At 71.8% G+C, this 5,931-nt stretch carries 6 protein-coding genes; all 6 read left to right on the forward strand.

Annotated features, from left to right (window positions below):
• A partial coding sequence (locus tag LJ221_RS22925) for a TetR family transcriptional regulator (protein WP_241718618.1) occupies window positions 1-658 on the forward strand: 658 nt, incomplete at its 5' end.
• 132 nt (window positions 659-790) lie between these two features.
• The gene (ilvD, locus tag LJ221_RS22930) at window positions 791-2,629 is read left to right on the forward strand and encodes a dihydroxy-acid dehydratase (protein ID WP_241718619.1); all 1,839 of its coding nucleotides are present in this window, start codon (window positions 791-793) and stop codon (window positions 2,627-2,629) included.
• Window positions 2,630-2,674: 45 nt separating this feature from the next.
• On the forward strand, window positions 2,675-3,190 hold the full coding sequence (locus LJ221_RS22935) for a hypothetical protein (protein ID WP_241718620.1): 516 nt from the start codon (window positions 2,675-2,677) through the stop codon (window positions 3,188-3,190).
• A gap of 130 nt (window positions 3,191-3,320) precedes the next feature.
• Window positions 3,321-4,097, forward strand: coding sequence for an ABC transporter ATP-binding protein (locus LJ221_RS22940; RefSeq protein WP_241718621.1), 777 nt, complete (start codon window positions 3,321-3,323; stop codon window positions 4,095-4,097).
• Window positions 4,094-4,831 (forward strand): ABC transporter permease, encoded by a 738-nt coding sequence (locus LJ221_RS22945; RefSeq protein ID WP_241718622.1) that lies wholly within the window; start codon window positions 4,094-4,096, stop codon window positions 4,829-4,831. The genes LJ221_RS22940 and LJ221_RS22945 overlap by 4 nt, the downstream gene beginning before the upstream one ends.
• A gap of 111 nt (window positions 4,832-4,942) precedes the next feature.
• Entirely contained in the window at window positions 4,943-5,755 is an 813-nt protein-coding gene (proC, locus tag LJ221_RS22950; RefSeq protein ID WP_241718623.1) for a pyrroline-5-carboxylate reductase, read from the forward strand.
• The last annotated feature ends 176 nt before the right edge of the window (window positions 5,756-5,931 follow it).

Below are 5,931 nucleotides of genomic sequence, written 5' to 3' on the forward strand. Positions count from 1 at the left end.
CCGCCGCGGACGCCCCGCCCCGGCCGACCGCGCCGCGGCCGGGGAGGCGGCACGCGACCGCATCCTGGCCTCGGCCCGCGCCGAGTTCGCCGAGCGCGGCTACGACAAGGCATCCATCCGCTCCATCGCCCGCGGAGCCGAGGTGGACCCGGCCCTGGTCCACCACTACTTCGGGACCAAGGAGCGAGTCTTCGAGGCCGCCGCGGAGATCTCCTTCGCCCCCGCCGCCGAGGGTCTGGGCCACCTTGCTTCGCACGGCCCCGACAGCCTCGGCGAGGAACTCGTCCGCTTCTTCCTGGGCGTCTGGGAGAACCCGGCCGGCCGCGTGCCCCTGCTGGCCGTCTTCCGCTCGGCGCTCAGTAACGAGACCGCTGCCCGGATCTTCCGCGGCATGGTGACGCGGCAGCTGACGGCCCGGGTGGCGCGCCGTCTGGACGTCCCGGACCGGGAGCTCCGGGTGGAGCTGGCCGCCGCGCAGATGGTGGGCGCGGCGATCATGCGGTACGTCCTGGAGATCGAACCGCTGGCCTCCGCGGAGCCCGAGGAGCTGGTGGCCCGCCTCGCCCCGGCCGTCCAGCACCATCTGACAGGGCCCGCCGGGCCGGCGTCCGGGGACGGACCGGCCCCGGCAGCCGGCGAGCACCCGCGCGGAGAGTGAATCCAGGCGCCCCTCATGTCTTACGATCCGGACTTTCCGTCCAGATCTTGAGCGGGAGGCGTACGCTCGTCAGCTACGGCCCGAAGACCGCGCCGAACGGTCGCCCCATGGTTCACGAAGGAGTGGAGCACCATGCCCCAGCTGAGGTCCCGCACCGTCACCCACGGCCGCAACATGGCGGGTGCCCGCGCCCTGCTGCGGGCCGCCGGCGTAGCGCGCGAGGACTTCGGCAAGCCGATCATCGCGGTGGCCAACAGCTTCACCGAGTTCGTGCCGGGGCACACCCACCTCCAGCCGGTCGGCCGGATCGTCAGCGAGGCGATCAAGGAGGCGGGCGGAGTTCCGCGCGAGTTCAACACCATCGCCGTGGACGACGGCATCGCCATGGGGCACGGCGGCATGCTCTACTCCCTGCCCTCCCGTGACCTGATCGCGGACTCCGTGGAGTACATGGTCGAGGCCCACTGCGCCGACGCCCTGATCTGCGTCTCCAACTGCGACAAGATCACCCCGGGCATGCTGATGGCCGCCATGCGCCTGAACATCCCCACGGTCTTCGTCTCCGGCGGGCCGATGGAGTCCGGCCGCACCACCCTCGTCGACGGCACGGTCCGCAAACTCGACCTGATCAGTGCCATCGCCGACTCGGCCAACGAGGCCGTCTCCGACGAGGACATGGCACTCATCGAGGAGAACGCCTGCCCCACCTGCGGCTCCTGCTCGGGCATGTTCACCGCCAACTCGATGAACTGCCTCACCGAGGCCATCGGCCTCTCCCTGCCCGGCAACGGCTCGGTGCTGGCCACCCACACCGCCCGCCGGGCACTGTACGAGAACGCCGGCCGCACGGTCGTGGAGATCACCAGGCGCCACTACGAGCAGGACGACACGAGTGTCCTGCCGCGCGCCGTCGGCTCCCGCGCCGCCTTCGAGAACGCCATGGCCCTCGACATCGCCATGGGCGGCTCCACCAACACGATCCTGCACCTGCTCGCCGCCGCGCAGGAGGCCGGGCTGGACTTCGGGCTGACCGACATCGACGCCATCTCGCGCCGCGTGCCGTGCCTGTCCAAGGTCGCGCCCAACGGCTCGTACTACATGGAGGACGTCCACCGGGCCGGCGGAATCCCCGCCATCCTGGGGGAGCTGTACCGCGCGGGCCTGCTCAACGAGGACATCCGCACCGTCCACTCCGACTCCCTGGCCGAATGGCTCAAGACCTGGGACATCCGCGGCGGCTCCCCGTCGCCCGAGGCCGTCGAGCTGTTCCACGCCGCCCCCGGCTGCGTCCGCTCCGCCAGCGCCTTCTCGCAGTCCGAGCGCTGGGAGTCCCTGGACACCGACGCGGCCGGCGGCTGCGTCCGCGACGTGGAGCACGCCTACTCCAGGGACGGCGGACTGGCCGTCCTGCACGGCAACCTCGCCGTCGACGGCTGCGTGGTGAAGACCGCCGGCGTCGAAGAGTCCATCCTGACCTTCAGCGGCCCGGCCGTGGTCTGCGAGTCGCAGGAGGAGGCCGTCGAGAAGATCCTGGGCAAGAAGGTCAGGGAGGGCGATGTCGTCGTCATCCGCTACGAGGGCCCCAGGGGCGGCCCCGGCATGCAGGAGATGCTCTACCCGACCTCCTTCCTCAAGGGCCGGGGCCTGGGCGCCAAGTGCGCGCTGATCACCGACGGCCGCTTCTCCGGCGGCACCTCGGGACTGTCCATCGGCCACGCCTCTCCGGAGGCGGCCGCGGGCGGCACCATCGCCCTGGTCGAGGACGGCGACCTGATCAGCGTCGACATCCCCGCCCGCACCATCGAGCTGAAGGTCGACGAGGCCACCCTCGCCGCCCGCCGCGAGGCGCTCGGCGGCCGGTACGCGCCGACGGCGCGCGACCGCAAGGTGTCCGCCGCCCTGCGCGCCTACGCGGCCATGGCCACCAGCGCCGACAAGGGCGCGGTGCGGGACGTCACCAAGCTCGGCTGACCCCGCCCCAACGGCCTACGGGCATCCGCGCGCATAATCGACACCATGAGTGAGAAGCGGGAGCGCCCCGAGCCCGAGCCGATCCGGTTCTACGGCACCACCTGGGTGGACCACTCCGGTGGCTACCTCCCGCGCCGGATCGTGCTCGGACTCGGGGCGCTGCTGCTGGCCGCCGCCGGGGCCTGGGTGCTGCGGCTGGTGTACGAGGGAAGCACCTTCGCGGACGGCGGCGTGATCGGCGTCCTGCTCGTGGTGGCCCTGGCACTGGCCAGCTCCATGGCATTCAGCCGCACCCTCACCGATTACACCCGCGAGCCCGGAGAGGACCGCCCCGACGACGCGGCGATGCGCCCGGTCAAGGCGATCGGCTTCCTCGGCGTCCTGCTCGCCTACGCCGCGCGCAGCCTGGTCGAGGCCCCCGGCGAGAAGCTCCGCCGTGCCGAGTACGACCGGGCCGTCGCACGGCACGAGCGCCGTGGTGCCGCCCGTGCCGCCCGCCGCGGCAACCCGGCCGCCCGCCGCGGCTCCGGGAGGCCCGGAAGGTCCGGCCGCGGGCACTGAGGGAAACGGGCCGAGGCCCCGCCCCGCGACACCACCGAACGCCCCCGTCCGCCACCCCGGACGGGGGCGCCGGCATGTCCGGCCCCGCCCCGCTTGACGCCCGGATCGGCACGGGAGCATTATTCAACACATGATGAATTCTTCTGCGGGGCCGGCCGTCCTGGCCGACGGCCTCACCGTCGTCCGCGGTGGCCGCACCGTCGTCGACGGCCTCTCCTTCGAGGTCCCGCGCTCCACCGTCACCGGACTGCTGGGCCCCAGCGGCTGCGGCAAGACCACCCTGATGCGCGCCGTCGCCGGCACCCAGGCGAAGGTCACCGGCACCCTCGACGTACTCGGCCGGCCGGCCGGAGCCGCACCGCTGCGCTCCCGCGTCGGATACGTCACCCAGGCTGCCTCCGTCTACACCGACCTGACCGTCCGCCAGAACCTCGAGTACTTCGCCTCCGTCCTGGGCCTGCCCCGCGCCGACCGCCGCGAACAGGCCGGGCGTGCCATCGCCGATGTCGACCTCACCACTCACGCCGACTCCCTCGCCGGCAAGCTGTCCGGCGGGCAGCTCTCCCGGGTCTCCCTGGCCGTCGCCCTGCTCGGCTCCCCCGAACTGCTGGTCCTCGACGAACCCACCGTCGGCCTCGACCCCGTCCTCCGCCGCGACCTGTGGGGCCTCTTCCACCGCCTCGCGGCCGAACGCGGCACCGCGCTGCTCGTTTCCTCCCACGTCATGGACGAGGCCGACCGCTGCGAACGCCTGCTGCTGATGCGCGCCGGCCGCCTCATGGCCGACGACACCCCCGAAGACCTGCGGAACCGCACTCGCACCGGGAACATCGAGGACGCCTTCCTCCACCTGGTCGACGCCGCCCGCGGGAAGGACGAGAAGACCGACGAAGGAGAGAACCGGTGAGCGCGACCCGAACCCTGGCCACCGCCCACCGCGTGCTGCGCCAGCTCGCACACGACTCCCGCACGATCGCGCTGCTGCTCCTCGTCCCCGTACTGCTGACGGTCCTGCTGTACTACGTCTACGCCGACGACCGCGAACTCTTCGACCGCGTCGGAGCCTCGCTGCTCGGCATCTTCCCGATGATCACGATGTTCCTGGTCACCTCCATCGCCACCCTGCGCGAACGCACCTCGGGCACCCTGGAACGACTGCTGTCCATGCCGCTGGGCAAGGCCGACCTGATCCTGGGCTACGCCCTGGCCTTCGGCCTGCTGGCCGTCGCCCAGGCGGCCCTGGCCACCGGGGTGACCATCTGGTTCCTGGACCTGGACTTCGCCGGCTCCCCCTGGCTGCTGCTGCTCATCGCCCTGCTCGACGCCCTGCTCGGCACCGCACTGGGCCTGTTCGTCTCCGCCTTCGCCGCCACCGAGTTCCAGGCCGTCCAGTTCATGCCCGCGCTGATCCTCCCGCAGCTCCTGCTCTGCGGCCTGCTCACACCGCGCGACACCATGCAGCCCGTCCTGGAAGCCGTCTCGAACGTCCTCCCCCTGTCCTACGCGGTGGACGGCATGAACGAGGTTCTGCGCAGCCCCGACGTCACCGGCGACCTCGTCCGCGACATCGCGATCGTCGCCGGAAGCGCTCTGCTCGTACTTCTCCTCGGCGCGGCCACCCTCCGCCGCCGCACCCCCTGACCGCCAGATGGACGAACCGGCGGCGGCACCAACACGGGTGCGAGTATGGCAGCGCAGCACACACGCAAGCGCGGTACGCGCGTACCGGACCCGGACAAGGTGAGCCGTCCCATGACCCAGAAGATCGCCGTACTCGGAACCGGCAAGATCGGCGAAGCCCTGCTGTCGGGCATGATCCGCGCCGGCTGGTCCCCGTCCGACCTCCTGGTCACCGCCCGCCGACCGGAGCGCGCCGAGGAGCTGCGCGCCCGCCACGATGTCACCGCGGTCACGAACGCCGAGGCGGCCAAGGCCGCCGACACACTCATCCTGGCGGTCAAACCACAGGACATGGCGGACCTCCTCGGGGAGCTGGCTCCCCACGTCCCCGCCGACCGCCTGGTCGTCAGCGCCGCGGCGGGCATCCCGACCGCCTTCATCGAGGAACGCCTCACCCGGGACATTCCGGTCGTCCGAGTCATGCCCAACACCCCGGTACTGGTGGACGAGGGCATGTCCGTCATCTCCGCCGGCACCCACGCCACCGAGATCCACCTCGTCCGCACCGAGGAGATCTTCCAGCCGGTCGGCAAGACGCTGCGCGTCCCGGAGTCCCAGCAGGACGCCGCCACGGCGCTTTCCGGCTCGGGTCCGGCTTACTTCTACTACCTGGTGGAGGCCATGACCGACGCGGGCATCCTGCTCGGCCTCCCCCGCGACAAGGCCCACGACCTGATCGTCCAGGCGGCGGTGGGCGCCTCGGTGATGCTCCGGGACAGCGGTGAGCACCCGGTCAAGCTCCGCGAGGCGGTCACCTCTCCGGCGGGCACCACGATCAGCGCCGTCCGCGAGCTGGAGCGGCACGGCGTGCGCGCCGCGCTCATCGCGGCCCTGGAAGCGGCCCGCGACCGCAGCCGCGAGCTGGCCTCCGGCGGCAACGGCTAGGACTGTTTGATGGACCGCCCGCGGTCGTGTACTGTTCTCCGAGCTGCCACGGAGTCGATCCGACACCGGGCAGCTCTTCTGTCGCCCTCGGCGGTGACCACTCACTTGGTGTGATTCCCTTCCGGGAGTGAATTGCGGCATGCCGCAATTCCGGTCCGGGCGGCCCGATTAGGAGC

It is taken from the genome of Streptomyces sp. CNQ085 (assembly GCF_022614595.1).
In the GTDB taxonomy this organism is placed as follows: Bacteria; Actinomycetota; Actinomycetes; order Streptomycetales; family Streptomycetaceae; genus Streptomyces.

Coding starts and splice junctions, on each gene's coding strand:
- ilvD (WP_241718619.1), top strand. CDS start 791: ATGCCCCAGCTGAGGTCCCGCACCGTCACCCACGGCCGCAACATGGCG.
- LJ221_RS22935 (WP_241718620.1), top strand. CDS start 2,675: ATGAGTGAGAAGCGGGAGCGCCCCGAGCCCGAGCCGATCCGGTTCTAC.
- LJ221_RS22940 (WP_241718621.1), top strand. CDS start 3,321: ATGATGAATTCTTCTGCGGGGCCGGCCGTCCTGGCCGACGGCCTCACC.
- proC (WP_241718623.1), top strand. CDS start 4,943: ATGACCCAGAAGATCGCCGTACTCGGAACCGGCAAGATCGGCGAAGCC.